The organism is Blastocatellia bacterium, from assembly GCA_025054955.1.
Taxonomy (GTDB): Bacteria; Acidobacteriota; Blastocatellia; order HR10; family J050; genus JANWZE01.
The window spans coordinates 80,170-105,686 of sequence record JANWZE010000031.1 but is presented as its reverse complement, the minus strand read 5'-3'; the positions used below and the strand labels follow the sequence as shown (position 1 = coordinate 105,686).

Here is a 25,517-nt window from a genome sequence, read left to right as displayed (position 1 = left end):
CGCATTGCGTTAGTTTGCTTCAGCAAATTCATATCGAACGGAGGCGCTATGGGGTCGAGAATCATCATGGTCATAGACAACTCCGAGATTCAGTGTCGCTCCTTGGCCAGAGCGTTTTCCAAGTTCAACATCCTCACACTGACAGCACTGAGCGGGTCTGAGGGATTGACTCAAGCGTCTTTGAATAACCCAGACGTGATCGTGCTGGATTTGGTCATGCCGGACATGGATGGCTTGAAGGTGTGTGAGCAACTGAAGAAATCAGCTTCCACTCAGCAAATTCCTATCATCTTGTTCACTGGTCGAACACGAATCGGCGACATCATGCAGGGTTTTGCTGCTGGCGCTGACATGTTCATCGGCAAAGGACTCGGTTACGACCGCCTGATTCATTACGTGCGAGCCATCCTGGCTGAGAAAGGCGGATATGAGGTGTTTGAAGAACGCCAGCACGCAGAAAAGACCCATCAAGAACTCTTGAGAGCTGTGTACGGCGCTTTCGACGGCGTCGTGCGCGCGGGCTTGGAAGCATCATTGGGCAAAGAACAAACGGGCGCACTGCTGCGCGAGGCGACGCAACAATGCCAGTCTGACTGGGACCTACACGCCTTGTGTCAATCAGCAGAAACGCACGCGGCAGTGCGGCAGCGAATGATCGAATTCAACCGGTTCATGTCGGGCCTATTTCAACTGGTCAGCAGCAGGGTTGGTCACTTTGCCGCCATCCAGTTGAAAGAGACGTTCGATCAGCAACTCGCGCCGTTTGACTGAATCCACCACCCACACGACCGGCCATCAACAGTTGTTTGAGCTGGTGCAGCGGATTATACCGGGCGCAGCGTGTTGGCGGCGCTGTGTGTTGAAGCGGATCGTGGATTGGCCACTTCACCTGAATCAGCGCCGGACAGCCGATGACTGTGTGATGATCCCCTCCTCCTCTCCTCTAAAAAATAACCATTTTCCGTGGCGTGCCTCACACATGAGCAATTCTTCGGAAAAAGTCCAAACTCAGCTTGCGCCGGAGGCGCAAACAGAAGGTAGCCAGACGTGCAACGTCTGGAACAGCCGATCAACCAATCGTAGCGCGTTGCAGATGCGCCAAGACATGGGCGTTCGCGGTGAGTGTTTCAGTTGCACGCACGACCCATGGGAGAACTGCTGGCGCCTCTCCGACGTGCCCTGGGAATTGGGGATGGCGTCCGACCCAGACGTTTCAGGTCTGGCTACCCTCTATCATCCCCGCTCACCGAGCCAGTTTTTGACCAGTCGAGCCAGGCGCGACGCAAACGATTCATCGGATGGCGACGATGATGGTGGTGGCCCTGAGCGACCGGGATTCCGATATAGGAAATTGCTTCCCTCAGCCCGGCCGACGAATAAATCAGCAAGGCCATCGCCTGTGACATCCAACCACGCTGCCGCGCCGCCCGCAGCCATATCCGTCATCCCGGAGAATGGTGCAACCTCGTTGAATGTGCCGTTGCCGTTGTTGCGATAAAGAAAGTCCTGACCATCATTGGCGACGAAGAGGTCAGCATCATTATCGCGGTCGTAATCGGCCACAGCCACGGCTATGCCCGCAGCCATGTCCATCAGGCCGGCAGCCACTGTCACGTCTGTGAACGACCCATCACCGTTGTTGCGATACAATGCATCAGTTGTCGCTGTGACCACGAACAGGTCCTGATCGCCGTCGCCATCGTAATCGAGCCACGTCGCCGCGCGAGCGTTCAGTGCTTGAATGCCAACCATCGCTGTCACATTTGTGAACAGGCCAGCTCCATTGTTTCGATAGAGCGCCGATTCGCCCTCATTGGCAACGAACAGGTCAGGTCGGCGATCGTTATTGTAATCGCCGACAGCAATCCCTCGTCCGTTGGCCGATTCTGCCGTTCCATTCATGGCTGGGCTGCTTTTGCTCAACATGCCCATCTGATTGATGTAGAGCGCGTCTTGACCGTCGTTGACCACATATAAATCAAGCTGGCCGTCGCCGTTGACATCAACCCAGGCGGCTGCATAGCCGACTGCTTCATCGCTGATCCCAGCATCAGCGGATACATCGGTAAATGTGCCGTTCCCGTTGTTTCGATACAGCCGGTCTGATCCAGCATTGACGACATACAGGTCTACATCGCCATCGCCATCCACGTCACCCCATGCAGCAGCTTGGCCCAGGGCATCGCCGGCAGCGAGGCCAGCCGCCGGCGATACGTTGGTGAACGTCCCATTCCCATTATTGCGATAGAGCGCGTAGGCGTCCGCCAGAAACAGATCGTCATCGCCATCCTTGTCATAATCACCCGTCGCAATGCCTCTTCTTGTCGGCGCTACGTTGGCCGAACCGCCAATGTTGACAAAGCTGAATTGCCCTTTTGCCGTGGCCACGGGATTGGGCGTCGGATTGTAGATAAAGTCTCCCAAGTTCGTCCCGTCGCCGTTGGCTGCATTGCCTGAACCGTAGAAATTGACATCGCCAACATTAGTGGCTGGCGCAACCCAATCAAAGGTCCACGTTCTCCCACCTATTTGGCCAAGGTTCGTCCCGCGAAGGGTGTGTCCTAGATACTGGCGATTAGCTGCGACGCGAATGGACGTATTTGCTGCGTCAGTCACCACCAAGGCCCCTGCTTGCGTGAATGTCGTGGCCGAGATCACGGACAACTGGAAGCCCCAACGGCGCCGGGATGGGTCAGGATGAGTAACACTCAACTGGAGTGTGTATCGCCGGCCGGGAATGTAATTATCGGGCACGCCTGCGAGTGTAACGCGGCCCTGCGTGTCAGGGTTCAGCGGTCGCCCGTCATGACAACCTGCCGAGTTACACGTCAGTTCTGCCGGAAACCCGCCTCCAGCCGGTATGCCACTGCGCCCCGTTACAGGCCCAGTAGAATTTGAATGCGCAACACCAACAAGAACGACCGTCAATACAAAAGCCATCATGGCCAGCTTCATCGTTCGCGTCATCACACGATGCTTCATGTATACTCCTCCTCAAAAGTGGTTGTTACAGGACCGGGCTTCAATGTCGCTCATAGCATGAGCAACAGCTCATGGATCGTCATCAACCGCCATCGCACGTCGGCGCTTAGCTTCAAGCGCCTACCACTTGAGCGTTGCGCCGATTTCCGAGCAAACCTCATCGAACGGCTTCACCGCTCGTTCAATACAATCTTCTGCACGCACCATAAAACACCTACCCGTCGCCACAGCCTCAGATGAGCAGTCTTGTAGCCATGCTCCGCCAACCGATAGCCCACTGTTGAACCAGATCAGTCCGACGACGAAAATACTTGCTCGCCAAACTCGATCTCCGTTCGTAACCTTCGACCCTCGCTCAGCCATGCGGTTGGCAAGTATACCCACCCGTACAAAAAGAGGACAAGCCAACAAACCAGGTATATCCCAGTACGTCGCCACAGCCGCCTCAATCCTCCAGTGAAATCGCTGGGAGCGCATGCCTCCGGGCGTGCCTGTTGAGCCCGCAAGCTGCGGGCGCTCCCAGGTTCTTCGCGGTGTGCAATCGCATGGGGACGATTCCCTTGAAGATAGCCCACGAAACACACCAACTTCACGAAAGAATTGTATTTTCCTCGTTCGTGGCGTGCTCAGCGCTCATGGGCAATTCCTCGGAAAACGTCCGAGGGCGGCTTGCGCTGGAGGCACAAACAGCAGGTAGCCAGACGTGCAACGTCTGGAACAGCAGGCCGAACAATCGTGGCGCGTTGGAGACGCGCCAAGACGTGCGTGCCCACGGCGAGCGGTTCAACTGCATGAACGACCCAATGGGGGAACTGCTAGCGCCCCTTCAGGGCGTGAGGGATTGGGTATGGCGCCCAGCCAGACGTTTCACGTCTGGCTACCCGCTTGCGGCGTCTAACGACGCCGCTTCCTGAGATCGCCCCTTTGAGAATGTGGCACAGGCATTCCTGCCTGTGTGCTCCATTTTTATCCTTCGTGGCGCGCGTCAGCTCATGAGCGATTCCTGTGCATGGCGTTGGACTTCGGTCAGCCGGATGTCCACTACAATCGGGTCGTGATCGGCGATCTTCCGGCCTTGGTAGGTCAAATGTTTAATGGTTTGCGGGCTGATGCTGGCAATGCCAGAATGCGAATCGGTCAGTTGATCGGCGGTCAACGGACTGATCTGACGCCCAGCGATCCAATCGAGCTTGAAGTCGAGCCGGAAATCGTACTGACGCAGTTTACGTATCACCCAGTTTCTCAGCAGCGCGGGCAGATGATCATTTTCTTCCAACTCGCTCAACGAGGCACGGTGCGTTGCCTCGCGCGTATTGAACGCTTCAAACGAAAATCCGTGTCGTCGTAGCAAATCAAACAAAGGTTCTCGGTGATCCTTGTCAGGGTGTAACAAATCGTCTTTGAGCTGCGCCGGCTCAGCCCAGAGCAATCGAGCGATGCTCTGAAACGTGCGCCACCGATTTCCACGGGAAAATATCGCCGTGTTGAAATCGCCGCCGATCAACACCGGTCCTTCGACGTGATCGAGTCTGGCAAGCAATGCGGCCATTTGCTTGGCGCGCCCGCGCGGTGTGGCGCGAACTTCTAAGTGCGTGCTGACGACGGTGAGTTTCTCTCGGTTGATGAACACTTCAGCGACCAATGCAATCCGTCGTCCGAATCGCTTCTCTTCAAACTCAAACGGCTCAAATTGCGTGGGCAGGTCAATGATGCGAAGTTGATCCATCGGATAGCGGGACAAAATTGCGTTACCCTGTAAGGCCGTTTGATTATCGCCCTCGGCGCTCCGGTCATCGCCGACGCCTTTGGTTAATTCCAGATGGGCCGGCGCAAAGGCGACGTGCATGCCGAGCCATTGGCCCAGCTCGCGCGCGACGTGCCGCTGTCCGGAGCGGGCCATGCCATAATCAACCTCGTTCAACAGGATCAGATCGGCGTAGCGCAGTATCGGGTGAGCCGAAAACGTCTCGACCAATCCTTCAAAGTTTTTGCCTTTTTCGATATTCCACTGGACGACACGCACAAAATCATGCAGGCGTGGCCGCGCCGTCTGCAGCAAATAGGGCTGAGGCACGCTGAGCACCCAAAAGAGCGCCTGTTGGTGAGCGCGGTAGGCATCGGATCGGTAGAGTTGTTTGAGCGTGGAAAATCGGCGCAGTTGCTCGATCAGCGATCGGTAGTTCACTTCATGAAGAATCTCTTCGCCCGGTAGCATCCTGCGGCTCACCTTAGACTCGTCGTTGAACCTGACGATCGGCCAGAAACTCACGCGTTGCGGTGCGCAGCGCCTCCAGGCTGGGTGAGCAGGGACGTTGTCGCTTGACATGGGCAAACGCCTCGTCCAGAGGCCACCCTTGACACCAGTGCAGGTATGCAATGACGAGCGTCGGCGCGCGCCACACGCCGGCGGTGCAGTGAACGTAGACGGTATGGCCAGCCTGTAACAGTTGACTCAAGACATGGACACCTTCGGGCAGTTGCCGGCCCAAGTCAACGACATCGAAGTCGCGGATCGGAACGCGCCGAACCTGTATCCCACACCTCAGATAGTGTTCGATCAACGTCGGCCAATCGCACTTCCAGGCGCGAAGATCGTCGTCAGTTTGTAGGTTCAGCACAGCCGTAATCTGGGGGCCGCGCCGCAGATATTCAATCTCTGCGCCGCCTCTAGGGTGCGCGCCGACAAACAGGTTGGGGATAATCAGATCGTAATCGAGCATTGTGTGCTTACACTGACTGCCAATACAGTTGCCTGAGTGGTCGTTGATCAAGTCGGCGTATGCCCTCTTCATACGCTGCTTGCAAGGCGGCTTCGTATTCCTCCGGTGTGATGCGCCGATTAATCTCAGTGTATTTTTCTCTGCTCACTTTGCCTGCCGGATAGTACTGCCCCATGATATTGACGTAGGTGGCAGGCGAAATCTCCTGCGCGATGAACCGCATGATCTGGCGCGTCCCGGCCAGCTCGCCAGGCATCACCAGATGACGCACCAGCAGACCACGCCGAGCCAATCCGTGTTCGTCCAACACAAGGTCGCCGACTTGACGGTGCATCTCTTTGATCGCGCGACGGGCCACTTCAGGGTAGTCTTTAGCTTTCAGGTAGCGCAGCGACAAGGCAGAGTCCCAGAACTTGAAATCGGGCATGTAGATATCTATGACGCCATCCATCAACTGTAAGCTTTCCAGTGAGTCGTAGGCACTCGTGTTATAAACGAGCGGCAACCGTAAGCCGCGCTCGATAGCCAGCGGTAACGCTTCCAGAATTTGCGGCACCACGTGCTCGGGCGTGACAAAGTTGATGTTGTGGCAGCCCCGCGCTTGCAGCTCAAGCATCATCGCTGCCAACTGCTGAGGCCGCGCTTCACGCCCCTGTCCGAGTTGGCTGATGTCGTAGTTTTGACAAAAGACGCACCGCAGATTGCACATCGAGAAGAAAATCGTACCTGAGCCGTTCCAACCGCGCAGGCAATCCTCTTCGCCGAAATGAGGAAAGTAGCTACTGACGATGGCATAGCGACCCGTATGACAAGCGGCCGTTTTGTCTTCCAAGCGGTTCACCTTGCAATCGCGTGGGCAGGCCCGACAGGACTCCAGCAACGCCCGCGCTCGTTCCACACGCGCTTGGAGCTCGCCCGATTCATAAAGCCGGCGATAGGCTGGCTCATCGTGCGTCATTGCGCTCGCTGGTTGTTGTGTGTGCCTCATGTACATAACCGTATCGGCGGATTGTTAGTTTAATGCCCAAGCTAGCAGAGAGCAACAGGTTGAATGCTCTTGGAGTGTGTAGCAAAGCGAATGCAAAAAGCCAAGAAGGCTCATGTGGATTTGCGCATGGGGTAAAACTATATCAGACTGATCTGTTCCATTGTCATCGTTCGTGGCGTGCTCAGCGATCATGGGCAATTCCCCGGAAAATCACCACGGATGGATACACATCAACATGGATCGTCTCATCACACGGTGTCCATCTGTATTCATCCGTGGCCGGATTTTCATCGCTTCTCCCGTCCGGGGATCCCCATTCTCACAACGGTGAAAATTTTTTCAAACTCACGCCTACTCTCCAGTGTCTCAACATTTCGGGCAACACAGTTATGAGAAAGACACTAAGGAGGGACACGCCCAACGTTGGTCTTCACCGAGGAATCGTTCATGAGCTGAGGCTCGCCAAGAAGCATGAAAATAGAGCACAGGCGCGAATGCCTGTGCCACATGCTCAAAGGAGAAAAATCAGTGGGAATCCGAGCAATCTGTGACTTTTTTGACGGAGGAGATCATGAACAGACTTACACGAATTGGCTGTCTTGTTGTTGTGATTGTCTTATTAGGAATGCGTGCTCCAATTGTCAGCATGCGTGAAGTGAATGGCCATAATGAGCGTATGCCCAACGAAGGTTTGGGCAGCGAGAAGTTGCGCGCCCTTACCTCGGCAAACAACTATGCTCAAGCCACGCCCTCGAACCGAGCTGAAGCAAACTGGGAGCGTGCAGCGTTCCAAACGGCGATGCCGGCCACCAACGACTTCACGCCCTGCACCGGCTATGGCATCCCGCCGCCTGGCCCGGAGGGCCGACAAGGTCCTTGGGCCAACCGGCTGATGATTGCCTACTCTGACGATGGCCTGACCTGGACCCGCGCCAATCGCATTGTGAGTGATCAGGCTGACGTTCCCGACGCCATCGTGGACGATGATGGCGTGTTGCGCCTCTACTACGTGACCTGGTGTCCTCAGGCCGTCCGCAACAAGGTCGTCGTCGCGCTCTCACCGGACGGCGGCCAGACGTGGAACTACCGTCGGGTGACCATCGCCGGTTTGACACCAGGCCAGCCCGACCCAGTAGACCCAGACATCATCCGGACACCCGATGGAAAGTGGAGACTTTACTTCACGACCGCGCCGGCCGGCCCCGGCAACAGTCCTCGCACCTTTTCCGCCATCTCCGATGACGGGTTCACCTTTCAACTGGAACCCGGCTTCCGCCTGACCGTGCAAGGGAGGGCCGTCTTAGACCCGTCTGTGATACTGATTGGTAACTCCTGGCACCTGTTTGCCGGTGGGCAGGTCAGTACACCCGGCGCCAACTGGTATGCTACCTCCACCGACGGCCTGAACTTCACTCGCCAAGCCGACTTCTCCACCGGCAACATGATCATGGCCAACGGCCTAGCTGTAGATGGTGGCTACCGCTTCTACGGTTTTCGCGTAGCTGCCCAACCGCCTCCACCGCCTGCTATCCCGCCCATGGCCATCTACTCAATCTTTACCACTGACGGTGTGACATGGAGGGTGGACGCCGGAGCGAGATTATTGCCTGACCCCTCCTCCAGCCTCGAAGCCTTGGGCGTTAAGGACCCCGCTGTGGCTCGCCTGCCCGATGGCCGCTACATCATGATCTACGCCACCACCATCCCGGAGTACCTGCAAGGTCGTCGTTCCACACTCAATCCGAGTCCGCCTCAATCCCTTACCTTCAATCGCCCAATCTCTTCGTCTACCGAGGCTGCGACATCACCTGCGCAAACCGAATCGGCGAGCGGCTTCGTGCTACTGCTACGCGTTTCATCGTTCTTGCGCTTGCTTGTTGATTCACTTGGTGACCACCATTGGTTTTCCGCTCAGCAAAAATTCTTCCCAAAACAGCGACATGGCGTTCAAGTAGAAATCGCGATTGAATTTCTTGCGAAATCCGTGTCCTTCATCTTTGGCAGCCAGATACCACACCTGTCCGCCGTTTTGGCGAATCGTTTTGACCATCTGCTCCGATTCGGTGTACGGCACGCGCGGGTCATTTAGTCCCTGCACGACGAACAACGGTTTGGTGATCTTGTGCGCATTCGTCAGCGGTGAAATCCGCAAGAGAAACTCGCGCATCTTCGGGTCGCGTTCGTCGCCGTATTCGACGCGACGTAGATCGCGGCGATATTCCTGCGTGCTTTCCAAAAATGTGACGAAATTACTGATGCCGACCACGTCAACGCCCGCGCGGATGCGATCGTTATAGTGTGTCATGCTGGCTAGCACCATGTACCCGCCATAGGAACCGCCCATCACGCCGACACGCTCGGCATCCAGTTCAGGTTGCTGGGCAATCCAATCGAGCAACGCCCCGATGTCTTTCACTGCGTTCTCGCGCAACATGCCGTTATCGAGCGTCAAATAGGTTTTTCCATATCCGGACGAGCCGCGCACGTTCGGCGCCAGCACAGCAATGCCGAGTTCGTTGACGAGGTACTGATAGGTCGAATTGAAGCTGGGGCGCTCCTGCGCTTCCGGCCCGCCGTGAATCGAGATGACGACGGGCGCTTTGCCGGTGATATGGCGCGGTCTGTAATAGAATGCCGGAATCAGGCGTGGCTGCCCGTTGACTGTATCGAATGTCGGATAGTGGATCAGTTGCGGCGAAACGAAATGCTCAGGATTCAGCCCGCCCGTTTCGCTGAACGTCCAGCGCACCAGCTTGCGCGTGGTGAGCCGAATCGAATAAGCATCGCCCGGCGACTGCGCTGAGTCGAGCGTGAAGCCTAATTCATTGCCGTCTTTGGAAAATTCCAATCCTCCGATGACGCCTATCGGCACGTCCGGCATTGTGAGCGGCCGGCGGGTCTTGGGATTGATCACATGCAGTTGACTGATGCCGCCGGCGTTCAGCACAAACGCCAAGCGCCGCCCGTCTGGCGATAGCTCAAAACCTTGCACATCCCAGGGCAGATTCTCCGTGAGCACTGTTTTCTTCTTGGTGGCCAGCTCATAGTAGGTGAGCCGCTGAAATTCGCTATCTTCATCCGAGGTGTAGTACACCCCTTGACCATCTCGACTCCATCGCGCCGAGCCATAGGCAGTGGCCGCTTTTTGTGGATTGATTTGCGTCAGCTTCTTGGTGGCAAGGTCACACCAATACAGATAGGATTCATTGACTGACACGTTGCGTCGCACGAGCAGCCGGCTCTGATCAGGCGACCAATCCAGCACCTCATAGCTGCCTTTGGCTTCGACGAGCACCTCAGAAACGCCCGGCTGATCAAACCGCATCAAGCGAATGTCGGTATCGCGACCATTGCGTAAGTTGCTGGAGAAGGCGATCCATTTGCCATCAGGCGACCAGCGCGCTCCTGTATTTCGGGATTGACCATCAGTGAGCAACGTCACGCGACCTGTGTCGAGATCGAAAAAATAGAATTGAAAGAACTCAGCGCCGCCTCGATCCATGCTGAACAGAAAGCCGCGCCGATCCAACCCCGGATAGTAACGGGCATCGGTCACCGGTTCCTTGAAGAACGTGAGCTGCCGGCGCGCGCCGCCCGGCTGCTCAACATAGTGAATCTGACTCGTTTCACCAAACCGCGTCGAGATCAACATCCCCGGACCAGACGGATTCCAATCAAGAAATGAGGCAGAGCGCACGTTCTGGTACTGCTCCATGCGCTCGGCAATGGCTTTGGGAATCTCCGGCACGCCGTCAATGATGAGGTTGCCCAGTTCCCGGCGCTCAGCCTGCGTCGGCACACTCACACTGACCAGCACCAGTAGAGCGAGCAAAAGGCAACGATATTTCATGGGTCGTCTCCTTGTTGAATCAGAATCAAAATTAAGCAGCATCATCATACGGCGTGACCGCTGCCCTGTGCAAGCAGTGGCCCTGCGTGGCATGATTGCAAAGCGTGGTCGCTCGTTGACAAGGGGGCAGTCGGGCTTGTATGCAAGCAAGGAGCCTGCGTGGCGCGATCACAAACGGGGCTGCTGCTGCGTGAGGCAATGGAGCGTGCCAAAGCCCCATACGAGGTCAACAGCATGAATGCCAATCACCGGACGATCAGAGAATAATTCGGCTAGCGTGCCAAGCGCGATGCGATCATTCGGATCGTTGAACGTCGGCACAAGCACGGCAGCGTTCGCAATATAGAAATTGGCATAACTGGCCGGCAATCGTCGGCCAGCGAAATACAGAGGCGCGGGCATCGGCAGCGGAACAATCTCTATTTTCGAGCCATCTTCCAGTCGCATGCCTTCAAGCCGTTCGCGGTTTTCTTCCAGCGGACGGTAATTAGCGTCCTTCGGATTTGTTTCACGACACAGGACCACCGTGCGCGGGCCAACAAACCGGCAGAGATCGTCAATGTGACCGTGCGTATCGTCGCCAGCAATGCCCTTGCCCAACCAGAGCACATTGGTCACACCGAGAAACGCTTTCAATGCAGCGTCCGTCTGCTGGCGCGTCACTCCTGGATTGCGCACTTGCACAACGGGATCAAGCAAGCACTCTTCCGTTGTCATCACGGTGCCGTGTCCATTGACGTCAATGCTGCCGCCCTCCAGCACGAAGAGCCGTCCGTTGACCTTCGCCGAGAACAACCGGTAACCAAGCACGCGCGCCGCGCGTTCAGCCACCCGATCATCTCTTTGCCAATTGCGATAACGCGCCCAGCCATTGAAGCGAAATCGTATGACGGCCGCTTCTCGGCGACGGCCTGCCTTGCGCACAAACCACGGACCATAATCGCGCGTCCACGAGCGATTAGTAGGAATGCGAAAGAATTCGACGCGAGTTGGATCAACGCCCACGCGAGCCAGTAATCGGCGCGCCTGCGCTTCATGCGCTGCCGAGTTGACTAAAATGCGAATGAGTTCGCCAGGCGCTAGTTTGCGGACGATCTCGCCGTAGACCCACTGAATCGCCGCCAATTTGCCCGGCCAATCCGTGCGATTATGCGGCCAGGCAATCCACGTGGCTTCGTGCGGCTCCCACTCAGCAGGCATCTGAAAACCGAGCGAGGCCGGCGTCGGTCGGCTGATGAGCTGCTGCGTCACGACTCCTCCGCAGGTCCACAGGCGCTCTGCCCCATCACCGCTCCTCTTCGAGATAGCGCCGGTCCAGCCCGACATACGCATCAATCCGCCGGTCGCGCAGGAATGGCCAGTTGCGCCGCACATCTTCGATGCGTTCCGGGTCAACATCACCGAGCAGAATTTCTTCCTTGTCGGTGGAGGCTTCAGCAATGATCACGCCTTGCGGGTCGGCAATGAATGAGCTGCCCCAAAACTCGATGCCTGCCCCACCTGTTGGAGGGATTTCATGTCCCACACGATTGACGGCCGCCACGTACACGCCGTTGGCAATCGCATGGCCGCGCTGAATGGTGCGCCACGAATCGCGCTGCACCGCGCCGTACTGCTCTTTCTCATGCGGATGCCACCCAATGGCTGTCGGGTAAAACAGCACACTGGCGCCACGAAGCGCCGTCAAGCGCGCGCCCTCTGGATACCACTGATCCCAACAGATCAACGCGCCGAGCCGCCCGACGCGCGTTTCAAACGCACGGAAACCGAGGTCGCCAGGCGTGAAATAGAATTTTTCATAATAGGCCGGATCGTCAGGAATGTGCATCTTGCGATAAAGGCCAACAAGCTGGCCATCAGCGTCAATGATAGCCGCGCTGTTGTGGTAGAGGCCCGGCGCGCGCCGCTCAAACACTGACGCAATCACAACCACAGCCTCTTGCTGAGCCACTGCGGAGAGCGCCTCAGTGGTTGGTCCGGGAATGGGTTCGGCTAAGTCAAACCACGCCGCGTCCTCGTGCTGACAGAAGTAGCGCGAGCGGAATAGTTCGGGCAGGCAAACGACCTGCGCGCCCAACCGGGCTGCCGCGCGAACATGTTCCAGCGCGCGCGCCAGGTTCTCTGCCGGCTCAGCCGACATGGCCATCTGCACAAGGCCAATGGTGAATCTCCGCTCAGTAGGCATGTTCGATACGAATGAGCAAGCCAAGCCGCTCAGTGGGCATGTTTGATACGAACGAGCAAGCCAAGCCGCTCAGTGGGCATGTTCGATACGAATGAGTAAGCCAAACATCACTGCAAAAGCGCTCGGTTCGTCACGATCATGAACCAAGGGTCAAGCTGTAACGTGCCGTCGTTGGTTTTGGATTGTGCAACTTTCTCACCCACATCTCTTGAGTATGTGGCACAGGCGTTTCCGCCTGCGCTCCCCTTTTCTTCGTGGCGTGCTATTGCATAGGAGCGATTCCCTTGGCTGCAAGCAATGGATCAGTGGTGACCCGGCGTTACTTGGTCTGCACTATGCACGGCTTGCGCGTCGAGCAAAAGATCGCTCACTGAGCGCCGCCGGCACTGTACTGCTTCAACGTTTTTTCGCTCTCAAAATAAAGCACGCTGCCATCAGCTTTGGCGCCGATCACGGCGGTGGCTTTGTCAATCTTTTTGTTGGTCACAGGATCAACGGCGTACCGCACCGCTTCATCATTGGCCAATCGGCTTTTGCACATCTCGCAGCATCCGTAGTAGGTTTTGCCGTCAACTTCAACCGGAATCTGCTCGCGGGAAAAGACGGTGTTGTTCACCATGCAAACCAAATTCGGCTTGACAACCTTCAGGGTAGCGCGCTTGGCAACAGCCTTTTTAGGCTTTTGGCTCGCTTCTGCCGAAGTAAGCAGTAAGCAACCGAGCGTTAACAGCAACGCTGACACGATGGTGATTCGTTTCATATCCATATCTCCTTGAAGCAATTTACAGGCGGGGTATGATGGCGCGTCCGGCGCCTGTCTGTCAAATCTCAATCGCAATAACGACCGGCGTGCGTCCTCGCAAGCTGGAGAAGAAATCAATGACTGTTTTCTGCCAACCGTATTTGCGATTGAGCAACTGCAAGCCGCGTTGCCGCTCCGAGTGGCCGACCAGCCGGGCTTTGGCCTCGACCCACGTTCCCTTTGGGTTGCCGCGGACATCACAGGGCACAACCCGCACGGCTGAATTGTTACGAATTCGTTTCACCTTGCCGGCTGTTGATGAGGTGTAGACATACAGCAAGCCGTCCTGCTCGGCAAACCACATCGGCGTCCGCACAGGCACGCCCGTTTTGCGATACGTCTCCAGATTGAGATAAGATTGACCGGCGAATTGAGCGAGCTTCTCGTTACTCATAGGCGTGAATTATGCAACACGCTGCCGGATCGGCCAACTCTCGTGAGCGCATAGAGCGCGCGATGCGCCGATTGTAAAACACTGTAAATCAGGCCATGCGTTGGGTCATCGGCTTGCTGTGTCGTCCGCCGGTATGCTTAACTACCAGCCTATCGTTGAACTCAAACTCAAACATTGAGGAGGCACCATGATGAAAAGAATGATGAGCATGAGCTTGGTCATCGGCGTATTGTTCGCTGCCGTGCCACTGGCAGCGCAAGATGATCCGGCCAAACGTCCTAGCCCGATGAGCATGTCGCGCATCATGCTGGGCGATACTTATATCCGCGTCGTGTACAGCCGTCCGTACAAGCGGGACCGCACGAACATTTTTGGCACGAAAGAGTCAGGAGCATTGGTTCCGTTTGGCGAAATCTGGCGCACCGGCGCTAATGAAGCGACTGAGATCACTGTCACTCGCGACGTCATGATTGGCGATAAGAAATTGCCAGCCGGCACCTATTCGCTCTTCACGACCCCTGGCCCTGAGAAGTGGACCATTCACTTTAACAAAGCGCTTGGCCTGTCAGGCACAGCCCGCTATAACCCTGAGACGAAGAAGTTCGAGGAAGGCTACCTTGCCGCCAATGATGTGGTGGTCGTCACAGCTCCTGTTACCAAGCTTGAGAAGGAAGTTGATCCGTTCACCATCGCGTTTGAGAAGGTGAATGACGGAGCGCACATGATCTTCAAATGGATCACCACGGAAGTTCGCGTGCCGATCAAGGTCAAGTAAACCTTCCCTGCCATCCCCCTGGGAGCGCATGCATCTTGCATGCTTGTTGGAGCGGACAGCTCGGCACGCCGGAAGCGTGCGCTCCCGGATTTTTATCGCGCATGGCGTGCATACGAACATGGGCGATTGATGCACTCCGTCGGGAAACGAACCGCAGAGCGGGCGCAGCGCAATGACGCTGTTTGCTTAGCGTTCTGCGCATGCTCTGCGGTTTCTTTTTTAATGAGCGCCAGATATACTAGCTGCCTCGATATGAGGCGGCTATGAAAGTCACCCTCATCGGATTGCCAAACAGCGGCAAAACCACCGTGTTTAATGCGCTGACGCGCGGCAGGGCCGAGACGTCTGCTTATGCGTCAGGACGGCTTGAACCGAATGTGATGATGGTCAAGGTGCCAGACCCGCGACTGGAAGTCCTGGCCGAGATGTACCATCCCAAGAAAATCACCTACGCCGACGTGCAATACGTGGATATAGCTGGGCTGGGCGGCGAGTCCCACAAAAGCCGCGGGCTGCCGCCGGCTCTGCTCAATTATTTAGCCACTGCCGATGCGCTGCTGTACGTGGTGCGCGCGTTTGAAGACGTAACAGTTCCCCATCCATCAGGCTCATTGGATGTTGCCCGCGACGTGGCGGCGCTTGATCTGGAGTTAGCATTTTCCGACTTGAGCATCATCGAGCGACGACTGGAACGATTGGAAACGGACATCCAGAAGATCGCCAAGGATCGAGAGAAGCGCATCCACGAGCGTGAGCTGTTGCAACGGCTCAAAACGGCGCTGGAGGCTGGAACGCTGATCCGTGACGTTGACCTGACGCCGGACGATGAATGGCTGCTGCGGGGTTACCAATTTTTGACGGCGAAACCCGCGCTCATTGTCATCAACATCGGCGAGGATCAAATCCAGTGTCCGCCACAGTTTGATTACCCGCATCGGAAGAGCGATGTGATCGCCTTCTGCGGTAAGCTTGAAGCCGAACTGGCGCAGATGGAGGACGCCGAAGCCCGCGTCTTCATGGATGATCTAGGAATTCGCCAACCGGCGCGTGATCGGGTCATTGCTCAATCATACAAGCTGCTTGGACTGATCAGCTTCATAACAATTGGCCCTGAAGAAGTGCGTGCCTGGCCAATTCGCCAAGGGACATCAGCGGTTGACGCGGCGGGCGTGGTTCACTCGGATATGCAGCGCGGCTTCATTCGGGCCGAAGTCGTGCGCTTTGAAGACCTGGTCGCCGCCGGCAGCCTGGCTGAAGCAAGAAAACGCGGCACGCTTAAGGTGGAAGGCAAGCACTACATTATTCAGGATGGCGACGTCTGTCATTTCCTGTTCAATGTGTGAGGCAACATCCTAAAATATCGAATGCACCGGTGGACATGCGATTGGAACAGTTCAAAACTGACGGGAGAAAGCGGGGACTTGAAACTGGAATATCGAATGTGTCGAATGCCCAGGCGGACACGCCATCTGGGACAGTTCAAAACTGATGCGAGAAAACGGAGACGTGAAGATCGAATCATTGATCCTTGAGGAGGCTCTATGGAATTTTCATGTCGTGTTGGTGGGTGCTGTGTCATAGGGTTAGCGTTATTGCTGATGCCTGTGTTTGCCCTCGCTCAAACAACAAAAACAAAATCCCGAAAGCCGGCTAGCCCGTTAGCCCGTCGCGTGATGGAAGCGGAGAAATTCATCACTGAAGTTGAACAACGCCTGGCCGAGCTGGCCGAGAAAGCCGAACGAGCCGATTGGGTCAATAACAATTTCATCACCGACGATACCGAACTGATCGCCGCCGACGCCAGAAAGGAATACATTGCCGCGTACACCAAGGCGGTGGAAGCCGCGCGCGCGTTCGATGGATTGAAACTGCCGCCCGTGGTAGCACGCAAATTCCAATTACTCAAACGGTCGCTCACGCTGCCGGCGCCGAGCAATCCGGCCGAACGCGAGGAACTGACCCGCTTGGCCACTTCGATGCAGAGCGCTTACGGCAAAGGCAAATACTGTCCGCAAGGCCCGGACGGCCCCTGTCTGAGTCTTGGCGACCTGGAACAGATCATGGCCAACAGCCGTGACCCTGAAAAACTCAAGGAGGCATGGCTCGGCTGGCATGCTGTCTCGCCGCCCTACCGGGCTGACTATGTGCGCTTCGTCGAGTTGGCCAACAAAGGCGCGCGCGAAATGGGCTATCAAGACCTCGGCGCTCTGTGGCGTTCCAACTATGACATGCCGCCGGATGCGTTTGCTGCCGAAATGGAACGGCTGTGGCAACAGGTCAGGCCGCTCTATGAATCGCTCTACATTTACACGCGAGCCAAGCTCTCCGAATACTACGGTCGCCAGCTTGTTCCAGAAAACGGCCCGATGCCTGCTCATCTGCTCGGCAATATGTGGAGCCAGCAATGGGATAACATCTATCCCTTGCTCAAACCGGCGACGAGCGATCCGGGCTATGACCTGAGCGACATCCTCAAACAAAAACAGATTGACGCTAAACAGATGGTGCGAATCGGTGAAGGGTTCTTCACCTCGCTGGGATTTGATCCGCTGCCGTCTACCTTCTGGGAACGCTCACTCTTTACCAAGCCGCGCGACCGCGAGGTCGTCTGCCACGCGAGCGCCTGGCACATTGACGGCAAGTCAGATGTTCGCCTCAAAATGTGCATCAATCAAACCGCTGAAGACTTTGCCACCATCCATCACGAACTCGGACATACATTCTACCAATTAGCCTACGCGCACCAGCCACGACTTTTTCAAGACAGCGCCAATGACGGCTTCCACGAAGCACTGGGCGATACGATTGCGCTCTCTGTCACACCCGATTACCTGAAAAAAATCGGCTTGATCGAGACCGTGCCCGACGAAAGCGCCGACATCGGATTGCTGTTGCAACGCGCGCTGGACAAGGTCGCGTTCCTGCCGTTCGGTTACCTGGTGGATCAATGGCGATGGAATGTCTTTTCCGGCAAAACAAGTCCGAACGAATACAACAAAGCATGGTGGGACTTGCGCATGAAATATCAGGGCATCGCCCCGCCCGTGCCGCGCACTGAAGCCGATTTCGATGCCGGCGCTAAGTACCACGTCCCGGCTAATACGCCGTATGCGCGCTACTTTCTGGCCACCATTCTGCAATTCCAATTTCATCGCGCGTTGTGCCAGGTCGCCGGTTACACGGGGCCGCTGCATCGTTGCTCGATTTACGGTAATAAACAAGCCGGCGCGAAACTCAAAGCCATGATGGCCATGGGGCAGAGCCGACCGTGGCCAGAAGCGCTCAAGGCGCTCACCGGCTCCGAGCAAATGGACGCAACGGCCATCCTCGATTATTTCGCGCCGCTCAAGAAATGGCTGGATGAACAAAATCAGCGCCTGGCGCCAGCCGCCACGATGCCGACAATCACCGACCCGTAGAGCGTGTACGATGTCTCTTGAAACATTCATTCGCGCGATGCCTAAGGTCGAGCTGCACGTCCATCTGGAAGGCTCGATCCAACCGGCCACGTTACTGACGCTGGCGCAACGTCACGGCGTTCAGTTGCCGGCGCAGACGGTTGAAGGACTGCGCCAATGGTATACGTTTAGCGACTTTGACAATTTCGTCCGCGCCTATTTGACGATTTGTTCATGCATTCGGACGCCCGACGATATTGAATTGATCGCTCGGGAATTTCTTGCTGGTCAGGCCGCGCAAAACATTCGTTATAGCGAAGTCACCTATACGGCCTACTTGCACTATCATTTCAAGAAAATTCCTTTCCGCGATCAACTGGCTGCGCTCAATCGCGCGCGCGCCTGGGCTGCTGCCGAGCATGGCGTCCGTGCAGGATTCATCATTGACATCCCCCGCATGATCGCGCCCACTGAAGGGGTACTCGTGGCCGACTGGGCAATCAGTGGAATGGGCGACGGCGTTGTGGCGCTCGGGCTGGGCGGCCCCGAAGTCGGACATCCACCGGAACGATTCCAAAAAGCCTTTGACCGCGCGCGACGTGCCGGTCTGGCCAGCGTGCCGCACGCTGGCGAAACGGTCGGGCCGGAAAGCATCTGGGGGGCGCTCCGCGCATTGCACGCCGACCGGATTCAACACGGCGTGCGCTGCCTGGAAGACACTGCGCTGGTCGCAGAACTGCGCGAGCGGCAAATTCCCCTCGATGTCTGCGTCACCAGTAACGTCTGTTTGCATGTTGTGCCGACGCTGGCCGATCATCCGCTCCCGCGGCTGTTGGCCGAAGGATTATTTGTTACACTCAACTCCGACGATCCGCCATTGTTCAATACAACGCTGACGGATGAGTACCTGGCAATCGCCCGTACATTTCAGATGGGCGCCGATCAATTGGAACAATTGGTATTAAACGGCGTGCGAGCTTCACTACTGCCAGCTTCTGAGCGAACCGACATGGAAGCGGCGTTCAAGTCCGAGTTCATGCAATTGCGCAAAATTCATCTGCCGAACGAAGAGAGCCATGAACCAACACAATAACCTTGCGCACCACACGAAGCGATCCATGAACCAACGCAATAACCTTGCATACGACCTGCCGAATGAAGAGAACTATGAGCTAACGCACTAATTCGGCACACGACACAAAGAGAAACATGAACCGGCACGATCATCTCACATACGACTTGCTGTTGAGGTCGGCGTTAGCATTCAGTCTCGACATAGCGCGACAGAAACACCGCCGCTTTGCGCGTCCAAACAGGCTCACCAGCAGCCCGTCGAAAACGAGCGAAATGACAATGGCTTTATAACCACAACGACTATGTCCGACGAGCATATCGCGCGCACGCCACCAACCATCGCACATCGCCACCAACTGCTTAAATACTGGTATCAGCGCTATGAGAAATACATCCCGTTGGGAGCGTTCATCGCCGGATTCCTCTGGGATACGCTTACGCTCACACGGATTGACAAATGGTCTGACAATCTGATCCTGCTCGGCTACGCCTTGGCCGCCGGCTTGCTTATCGTCATCATCGGTCGCGTCGAGCAAGGATACCTCACCCGCGCTTGGGTCATCCGTCGGCTGGACCTGATCACCGCTGCTACCCACTTTTTCTTGGGTGGCTTGCTTTCCAGCTATGTGGTCTTTTATTTCAAAAGCGCTGGCGTGGGAAAATCCCTGATCTTCGTCCTCCTGCTTGTGGGATTGATGTTGGCGAACGAATTCTTTTCGCATCGGCTCCGCAATCTCACGCTGCTCACGGCGATCTATTACTTTTGCTGCTTCGCTTTTTTCACATTTTTCCTGCCGGTGGTAACCCGTACCATGAGCGACGGCCTGTTCATCACAAGCGGCCTTGTGAGCTTTGCGCCGCTGGCCGCCATCCTGGCGCTCATTCATGGCAAGCGATGGCGCAACCAGATGCTACATGCTGCTCAACTCCCGTTGGTGATTTTCGCCGCGCTTGTCTGCTTCTATTTCTTAAACTGGATGCCGCCTGTGCCGCTCGCGCTGAAAGATGGCGGCATCTATCGCAGCGTCAAGCGCCTCGGCGACAAGTACGAGGTGACATATCGTCAGCCAAGTTGGTGGCAATTTTGGAAACAGGATGAACGCGATTTCCACTACGCCACGGGTGATACCGTTTACTGCTTCACAGCCGTGTTCGCGCCGACGCAATTGAACGAGCAGGTTGTGCACGAATGGCAACAAAAAGACGCAAACGGCCGGTGGACCATCCGAGGCCAACATAGCTACCCGATTGTAGGCGGTCGCGAGGGCGGCTATCGCGGTTACTCGCTCAAGCGAAACATTGGACCGGGCAAGTGGCGCGTGGAAGTGAAAACAACGCAGGGTCGGTTGCTCGGCCGCCTTTCGTTCGATGTGATAGCGGTTCAACAACGACCGTCGCAGATGAGAGTCGCATACCGCTGATGCTTGGCGTATGATTGTCACCCGATTCGTCTACAGCAAATGCCATTGCCCGAGCCACCGTATACCGGTGATGCTTGGCGTATGATTGTCACGGCTGCGGCGTGCCTCGGTTGCCTCTCCGCTATGGCCAACAGGCTCGGCTTAGGAACTTGTCACGGCTTGCAACCAGAGAAAAAACAAAGAAGCGTTGAGCGCCGCCGGTTTGACCGTGCAGCCCCCCGATTGTCTCAACGCTTCTTTGACGTGTTACTGTCCTTCGCAACCAAGATTGAGCAACTGCCATGCCATGAAAGCTGGGCAACTCACCATCATGAACAATGAGTTGGAGGAGAAAAATTTACCAACCAATCGGGCGTCATCGCCGAATTCGCTCGACCAATCACACCACACTGGATTGTCAGTGTGGTAACCCAAAACGTGCGCACTGACCTGGCTTGAGCAAATTGACAGCCGAATTTTAGCTGTGGTAGTTTGCCGCCCGCTGCATCAGAACATGAAAGCACGCAGCCTCATCCGCGATTGGCTTGAATTCATCATTGCTTTTGCGGTGTTGAAAGGCCTGGGCATGCTGCCCCGTTCATGGGCGCTTACAGCCGGATGCGTCATCGGGCAATTGACCGGTCACGTGTGGAGAAGGCTGCGGCGAGTGGGACGACGTAACCTAGAACTGGCCTTTCCAGATATGAGCCAAGCGGAACGCGACCGAGTCCTGCGCGGCGCCTTTCGTAACCTCGGACGCTTGCTAGGTGAGTTCAGTCAATTTCCAAAACTGACTCCGGCGAACGTCTCTGAGATTGTCGAATATGACGGCCTCGAACACTATCAACAGGCGTCAGCACAAGCACGCGGCGTGCTGATACTGACGGCTCATATCGGCGCATGGGAGCTGAGCTCGTTTGCCCACGCGCTGTTCGGCTATCCCATGTATGTTCTGGCGCGACGGCTAGACAATCCTCGGCTGGATCGCTTGATCGAACGCTATCGCCGATCAAGCGGAGTCCTCGTCGTGAACAAAACAGACTCAGTCAGGCATGTCTTGCAAGCTCTCAGGCGCGGCGCAACGGTTGGCATCCTGCTCGATTTGAATACACAACCTCACGAAGGCATTTTTTGCGACTTTTTCGGACGCCCAGCCTGTACATCTCCGATCATGGCCATGCTGGCACGGCGCACCGGCGCGCCGGTCGTCCCCGGCTACCTCATCTGGGACGAGCAACGGAAAAAGCACCGACTGCATTTTGAGCCACCCGTGCCACTGCAAACAACGGACGATGCACAGCGCGATATTCAACTTAATACCACCCGGTTCAACCAGGTCATCGAACAGATCATCCGTCGTCATCCAGATCAGTGGCTGTGGGTTCATAAGCGGTGGCATACACGACCGACCGGAGAACCAGACCTTTATCAATAGGATTTTGCACGATACGCACCTGGGACAAAGATGCGCTCATCTGCGCTACATCAGTAACGCCGGCATGACCAGCATGGGATGCCAGTAAACGAAGAGAGAACCGATTGGAGCATCTTCACAATCAACTGATGCATTTCTCACCAGCTAGATTGACGGTCCGACGTGAGCCATCAGCAAAAAATTTTGAATACACACCCAAGGCTGTGTACAATCGCTGATTCAGTGAAAACTGCAAGGACGTAACGACAAGATGAAACCGTTGACAGCTATCATACCTGATTTCTCTGATCACGCTGGCGCTTCTGGGTTTGCTCGCCAGCTCGAACTGTTCACGCAGAATCCGCTGATCGAGCGCACCGTGGTGTTACATCGGGAAACCCCACCGCTACAAGCGCCGCCTGACGGCGTGCAATTCCTTCAGGCCGATTCCTGGTTCTCCGGTGATTGCATCGAGCGCGCCCTCGATGCTGTCACGACTGAGCATCTGTTGCTTCTTTTACCCGGTCACGAGGTGGACATCAGTCAGCAAGCCATCGAACGGTTGCTCGCCGTGATGGATGATACACAGGCCGGAATCATATATGCCGATTTTAGAGAGCGGAATCACGGTCAGGTGACCGAACACCCGACCATTGATTATCAACTGGGCAGCATCCGCGACACCTTTGATTTTGGTTCGCTGTTGCTGATCTCAAAACAAGCAGCAGACCGGGCGCGACGGCAGCACGGGCGCATTGAAGCAACGATCCGCTGGGGCGGCGTGTACGATCTTCGGCTGAAAATCTCAATTGATTCAGCCATTGTCCGCGTTCCGGAACCGCTCTACACGCGCTGCCCGGTGGCCATTGACGAGCAAGCCGATCTGGAGCCTGTCCATCGTTATGTTGACCCCAATAACCGCGATTACCAACTGGAGATGGAGCGAATTGCTACTGCCCATCTACGTCGTATCGGCGCGTTTTTGGAGCCGGTCTTTCAATCACCGCCGGCGACCGAAACCGCTTTTCCCGTGATGGCAAGCATCGTCATTCCAGTGCGTAATCGAGAGAAAACGATTGCCGATGCTATCAATAGCGCCCTGAGCCAGGAAACCTCGTTCGCTTATAACGTCATCGTGGTGGATAACCACTCGACTGACGGCACAACAGACATCGTCAAAAACTCGGCTCGACAGCATAAGAATTTGATTCACAAGATTCCTCAACGAACCGATCTCGGTATTGGTGGTTGCTGGAATGAAGCGATTGATTCACCGGAGTGCGGGTTAATTGCTGTCCAGCTTGATTCGGATGATTTGTATCGTGACACACATACCCTACAAACGATGGTTGACAAATTCTGGGAATCGCCAACGGCCGCGCCTCGATATGCGATGGTCATTGGCTCGTACACGACCGTCAACTTCAACCTCGAAGAGACCCCCCCCGGGTTGATTGATCATCGGGAATGGACGCAGGAGAACGGTCGCAATAATGCGTTACGGGTTCTTGGTCTGGGCGCGCCTCGCGCGTTTTATGTGCCTGTGCTACGACAGATCAAGTTTCCCAATACGAGCTATGGCGAAGATTATGCCGTCGGGCTGCGCATCAGTCGAGAGTATGAAATCGGACGCATCTATGAATCGCTTTATTTGGTCCGGCGCTGGGAAGAGAATACAGACCGAGCCTTGCCTTTAACCACGATGAATCAATATGACGCCTATAAGGATTGGCTGCGGACAGTCGAGATACGCGCGCGGATGAAACGTCACTGAACGCGACCCTGTGCCGCGCTCATCCTTCTCACTAAAGCGATTTTCATTTGCCTTTACCCGGGGAGCGCCCGCATCTTGCGGGCTCATGCATGCTGGAAGTGCGCGCCCCAGGATAAACTCATTCGCAAATCGCTCTAGCTCGTGTCCAGATACGCGCGCGGATGAAACGTCACTGAACGCAATCTAGCCCTGCTCATCTCTACTAATACACGTCGAAACATGCGTGCGGATGAAACGTTGCTGAACGCGCTGGCCTTGCTCGTTGACTTTTTCCCCTTCTGTCGTTAATCTCTTCTGCTCGAAATTGAAAACCATTTTCAAATTAGGATCCATTCCTATGTTTCAAGCACTCGTCATCATGTTGCGTGAAGGCGTTGAAGCCGCCCTCATTATTGGGATCATTCTGGCCTACCTGCGCAAAATTGAGCGAAGTGATTTAACGCGCTCGGTCTATTTGGGGTTAAGCTTGGCTGTGCTGGCTAGCCTCATCGGGGCGTGGAGTCTCAGTCGCATTCAGTTCAACGCTGAGTTATTTGAAGGCGTTGCCATGCTGGTGGCTGCTGTGTTTGTCAGCAGTATGATCATTTGGATGTGGCGCACGGCTCATAGATTAAAAGGAGAGATTGAGCAGCGCGTCGGCACAATTGTCGAGGGAGCTGCTGCCGGCTACTCGTGGGGACTTGTTGGATTCACTTTTGTCATGATCTTTCGCGAAGGCATCGAGACGATCCTATTTCTGAGCGCAGTCAATTTGACAACCGACGCGCTGCTTAGCTGGCTTGGCGGAATAATAGGTCTTGGTTTGGCCGTGACGCTGGGCATTGCCATATTCAAAGGAGCGGTACGCATTGATCTAGGCCGGTTCTTCAAGGTAACAGGTATTGTGCTGCTGGTCTTTGCCGTGCAGCTTGTAATCGGTGGTCTGCACGAGTTGGCGGAAGCCGGCGTCATTCCTCTGGGGCCGCGCCAAATGAGCCTGATTGGACCACTTGTCAAGCACGATGTGCTGTTCATCTTGACGATCATTGCGCTGCCACTGATCATGACACTCGTTCCCAGTCAACAAGCGCGACAACGCCTGAGCATGGCGGCTGAACTTCACGGGGCCGAAGCACGCAAACAATTGGCCCAGCTCAATCGGGAAAAGCGGTGGCGACTGATCACGGCGACGGTTGGCGTTTTGATCGTCACCGTGTTGACAGTCAATTATGCTTACTCGACGCGCTCGAGAACGATTAGTCCACCGAAGCTCGTGCAAGCCGACAATGGTCTGATCAAAATTCCTATCGCTGAGGTCAATGACGGCCAGCTTCATCGCTTCGGCTTGCCGGTCAATGGGACGACGGTTCGCTTTTTGGCGCTCAAGACAGACGAGGGTAAAATCCGCACGGCATTTGACGCCTGCGAAATTTGCGGCGCTTACGGATATGTTCAGGAGGACCGGGCGATCGTCTGCCTCAACTGCGCGGCAGATATTCATGCGCCGACGATCGGCGAAACCGGCGGCTGCAATCCCATTCCACTGGCGTCTCACGTTAATGGAGATTGGTTAGTGGTCGCTGCCAGCGATGTGATGAAGGAAGTTGGACGATTCGGCAACAGCGAGCCGGTCGAACTTCTTGATCCTGTTTGCCAGATGAAGCTGCGCATGGCTGATGTGGGCAAGCAGGTTCAGCACAATGGGCGGACTTACTATTTTTGCAAAATGCCGGAATGCGCTAAGGCATTCGAGAAGAACCCAGAGATGTACGCTCGTTAACG

General features: G+C 55.8%; 18 protein-coding genes. 9 read left to right on the top strand and 9 right to left on the bottom strand.

Translation table 11 applies throughout. The features are described from left to right. Positions 1 to 48: 48 nt before the first annotated feature. Positions 49 to 771, top strand: a complete 723-nt coding sequence (locus NZ823_04120; GenBank protein ID MCS6804314.1) for a response regulator — start codon at positions 49 to 51, stop codon at positions 769 to 771. A 462-nt stretch (positions 772 to 1,233) separates the two neighbouring features. Here the strand turns inward: NZ823_04120 and NZ823_04115 are convergent, their stop codons facing one another. The 9 genes from NZ823_04115 to NZ823_04075 form a co-directional block, all read right to left on the bottom strand. After that, positions 1,234 to 2,982 carry an FG-GAP-like repeat-containing protein gene (locus NZ823_04115; GenBank protein MCS6804313.1) on the bottom strand — a complete coding sequence of 583 codons (1,749 nt, stop codon included), beginning with the start codon at positions 2,980 to 2,982 and terminating at the stop codon, positions 1,234 to 1,236. A 985-nt stretch (positions 2,983 to 3,967) separates the two neighbouring features. Beyond that, complete coding sequence (locus tag NZ823_04110) at positions 3,968 to 5,209, bottom strand: endonuclease/exonuclease/phosphatase family protein (GenBank protein ID MCS6804312.1); 1,242 nt, start codon at positions 5,207 to 5,209, stop codon at positions 3,968 to 3,970. Between the two features lies 1 nt (position 5,210). Continuing rightward, the gene (locus tag NZ823_04105) at positions 5,211 to 5,774 is read right to left on the bottom strand and encodes a dual specificity protein phosphatase family protein (protein ID MCS6804311.1); all 564 of its coding nucleotides are present in this window, start codon (positions 5,772 to 5,774) and stop codon (positions 5,211 to 5,213) included. Continuing rightward, positions 5,710 to 6,660, bottom strand: a complete 951-nt coding sequence (locus tag NZ823_04100; protein ID MCS6804310.1) for a radical SAM protein — start codon at positions 6,658 to 6,660, stop codon at positions 5,710 to 5,712. Before NZ823_04100 ends, NZ823_04105 begins: the two co-directional genes overlap by 65 nt. A gap of 1,912 nt (positions 6,661 to 8,572) precedes the next feature. Next, positions 8,573 to 10,540 carry a S9 family peptidase gene (locus tag NZ823_04095; GenBank protein MCS6804309.1) on the bottom strand — a complete coding sequence of 656 codons (1,968 nt, stop codon included), beginning with the start codon at positions 10,538 to 10,540 and terminating at the stop codon, positions 8,573 to 8,575. Positions 10,541 to 10,708: 168 nt separating this feature from the next. Next, positions 10,709 to 11,740 carry an agmatine deiminase family protein gene (locus tag NZ823_04090; GenBank protein ID MCS6804308.1) on the bottom strand — a complete coding sequence of 344 codons (1,032 nt, stop codon included), beginning with the start codon at positions 11,738 to 11,740 and terminating at the stop codon, positions 10,709 to 10,711. A gap of 85 nt (positions 11,741 to 11,825) precedes the next feature. Then, on the bottom strand, positions 11,826 to 12,725 hold the full coding sequence (locus tag NZ823_04085) for a carbon-nitrogen hydrolase (GenBank protein ID MCS6804307.1): 900 nt from the start codon (positions 12,723 to 12,725) through the stop codon (positions 11,826 to 11,828). Between the two features lie 367 nt (positions 12,726 to 13,092). After that, positions 13,093 to 13,485, bottom strand: a complete 393-nt coding sequence (locus NZ823_04080) for a hypothetical protein (GenBank protein MCS6804306.1) — start codon at positions 13,483 to 13,485, stop codon at positions 13,093 to 13,095. Positions 13,486 to 13,546: 61 nt separating this feature from the next. Then, positions 13,547 to 13,921: a PPOX class F420-dependent oxidoreductase gene (locus tag NZ823_04075; protein MCS6804305.1), complete on the bottom strand. Its 375-nt coding sequence runs from the start codon at positions 13,919 to 13,921 to the stop codon at positions 13,547 to 13,549. A gap of 187 nt (positions 13,922 to 14,108) precedes the next feature. Between NZ823_04075 and NZ823_04070 the strand changes: the two genes are divergently transcribed. The 8 genes from NZ823_04070 to NZ823_04035 all read left to right on the top strand — a co-directional run bounded on the left by NZ823_04070 (position 14,109) and on the right by NZ823_04035 (position 25,515). Beyond that, on the top strand, positions 14,109 to 14,696 hold the full coding sequence (locus NZ823_04070) for a DUF2911 domain-containing protein (GenBank protein ID MCS6804304.1): 588 nt from the start codon (positions 14,109 to 14,111) through the stop codon (positions 14,694 to 14,696). A 263-nt stretch (positions 14,697 to 14,959) separates the two neighbouring features. Continuing rightward, positions 14,960 to 16,039 carry a redox-regulated ATPase YchF gene (ychF, locus tag NZ823_04065; GenBank protein MCS6804303.1) on the top strand — a complete coding sequence of 360 codons (1,080 nt, stop codon included), beginning with the start codon at positions 14,960 to 14,962 and terminating at the stop codon, positions 16,037 to 16,039. Between the two features lie 198 nt (positions 16,040 to 16,237). Next, complete coding sequence (locus NZ823_04060; protein ID MCS6804302.1) at positions 16,238 to 18,115, top strand: M2 family metallopeptidase; 1,878 nt, start codon at positions 16,238 to 16,240, stop codon at positions 18,113 to 18,115. A 10-nt stretch (positions 18,116 to 18,125) separates the two neighbouring features. Beyond that, positions 18,126 to 19,187, top strand: coding sequence for an adenosine deaminase (gene add / locus NZ823_04055; GenBank protein ID MCS6804301.1), 1,062 nt, complete (start codon positions 18,126 to 18,128; stop codon positions 19,185 to 19,187). Positions 19,188 to 19,470: 283 nt separating this feature from the next. Next, positions 19,471 to 20,589, top strand: coding sequence for a DUF2914 domain-containing protein (locus NZ823_04050; protein ID MCS6804300.1), 1,119 nt, complete (start codon positions 19,471 to 19,473; stop codon positions 20,587 to 20,589). Positions 20,590 to 21,082: 493 nt separating this feature from the next. Continuing rightward, complete coding sequence (locus tag NZ823_04045) at positions 21,083 to 22,003, top strand: lysophospholipid acyltransferase family protein (protein MCS6804299.1); 921 nt, start codon at positions 21,083 to 21,085, stop codon at positions 22,001 to 22,003. A 250-nt stretch (positions 22,004 to 22,253) separates the two neighbouring features. Then, entirely contained in the window at positions 22,254 to 23,756 is a 1,503-nt protein-coding gene (locus NZ823_04040; protein ID MCS6804298.1) for a glycosyltransferase family 2 protein, read from the top strand. Positions 23,757 to 24,093: 337 nt separating this feature from the next. Further along, positions 24,094 to 25,515, top strand: a complete 1,422-nt coding sequence (locus NZ823_04035; protein MCS6804297.1) for a Fe-S-containing protein — start codon at positions 24,094 to 24,096, stop codon at positions 25,513 to 25,515. The last annotated feature ends 2 nt before the right edge of the window (positions 25,516 to 25,517 follow it).

Excerpts from the sequence above, each read along its gene's own strand:
- ychF (MCS6804303.1), top strand. The coding sequence starts at position 14,960 with ATGAAAGTCACCCTCATCGGATTGCCAAACAGCGGCAAAACCACCGTG.
- NZ823_04095 (MCS6804309.1), bottom strand. The coding sequence starts at position 10,540 with ATGAAATATCGTTGCCTTTTGCTCGCTCTACTGGTGCTGGTCAGTGTG.
- NZ823_04105 (MCS6804311.1), bottom strand. The coding sequence starts at position 5,774 with ATGAAGAGGGCATACGCCGACTTGATCAACGACCACTCAGGCAACTGT.
- NZ823_04100 (MCS6804310.1), bottom strand. The coding sequence starts at position 6,660 with ATGACGCACGATGAGCCAGCCTATCGCCGGCTTTATGAATCGGGCGAG.
- NZ823_04060 (MCS6804302.1), top strand. The coding sequence starts at position 16,238 with ATGGAATTTTCATGTCGTGTTGGTGGGTGCTGTGTCATAGGGTTAGCG.
- NZ823_04050 (MCS6804300.1), top strand. The coding sequence starts at position 19,471 with ATGTCCGACGAGCATATCGCGCGCACGCCACCAACCATCGCACATCGC.
- add (MCS6804301.1), top strand. The coding sequence starts at position 18,126 with ATGTCTCTTGAAACATTCATTCGCGCGATGCCTAAGGTCGAGCTGCAC.
- NZ823_04085 (MCS6804307.1), bottom strand. The coding sequence starts at position 12,725 with ATGCCTACTGAGCGGAGATTCACCATTGGCCTTGTGCAGATGGCCATG.
- NZ823_04120 (MCS6804314.1), top strand. The coding sequence starts at position 49 with ATGGGGTCGAGAATCATCATGGTCATAGACAACTCCGAGATTCAGTGT.
- NZ823_04035 (MCS6804297.1), top strand. The coding sequence starts at position 24,094 with ATGTTTCAAGCACTCGTCATCATGTTGCGTGAAGGCGTTGAAGCCGCC.
- NZ823_04070 (MCS6804304.1), top strand. The coding sequence starts at position 14,109 with ATGATGAAAAGAATGATGAGCATGAGCTTGGTCATCGGCGTATTGTTC.
- NZ823_04045 (MCS6804299.1), top strand. The coding sequence starts at position 21,083 with ATGAAAGCACGCAGCCTCATCCGCGATTGGCTTGAATTCATCATTGCT.
- NZ823_04080 (MCS6804306.1), bottom strand. The coding sequence starts at position 13,485 with ATGAAACGAATCACCATCGTGTCAGCGTTGCTGTTAACGCTCGGTTGC.
- NZ823_04075 (MCS6804305.1), bottom strand. The coding sequence starts at position 13,921 with ATGAGTAACGAGAAGCTCGCTCAATTCGCCGGTCAATCTTATCTCAAT.
- NZ823_04040 (MCS6804298.1), top strand. The coding sequence starts at position 22,254 with ATGAAACCGTTGACAGCTATCATACCTGATTTCTCTGATCACGCTGGC.
- NZ823_04090 (MCS6804308.1), bottom strand. The coding sequence starts at position 11,740 with ATGCCTGCTGAGTGGGAGCCGCACGAAGCCACGTGGATTGCCTGGCCG.
- NZ823_04115 (MCS6804313.1), bottom strand. The coding sequence starts at position 2,982 with ATGAAGCATCGTGTGATGACGCGAACGATGAAGCTGGCCATGATGGCT.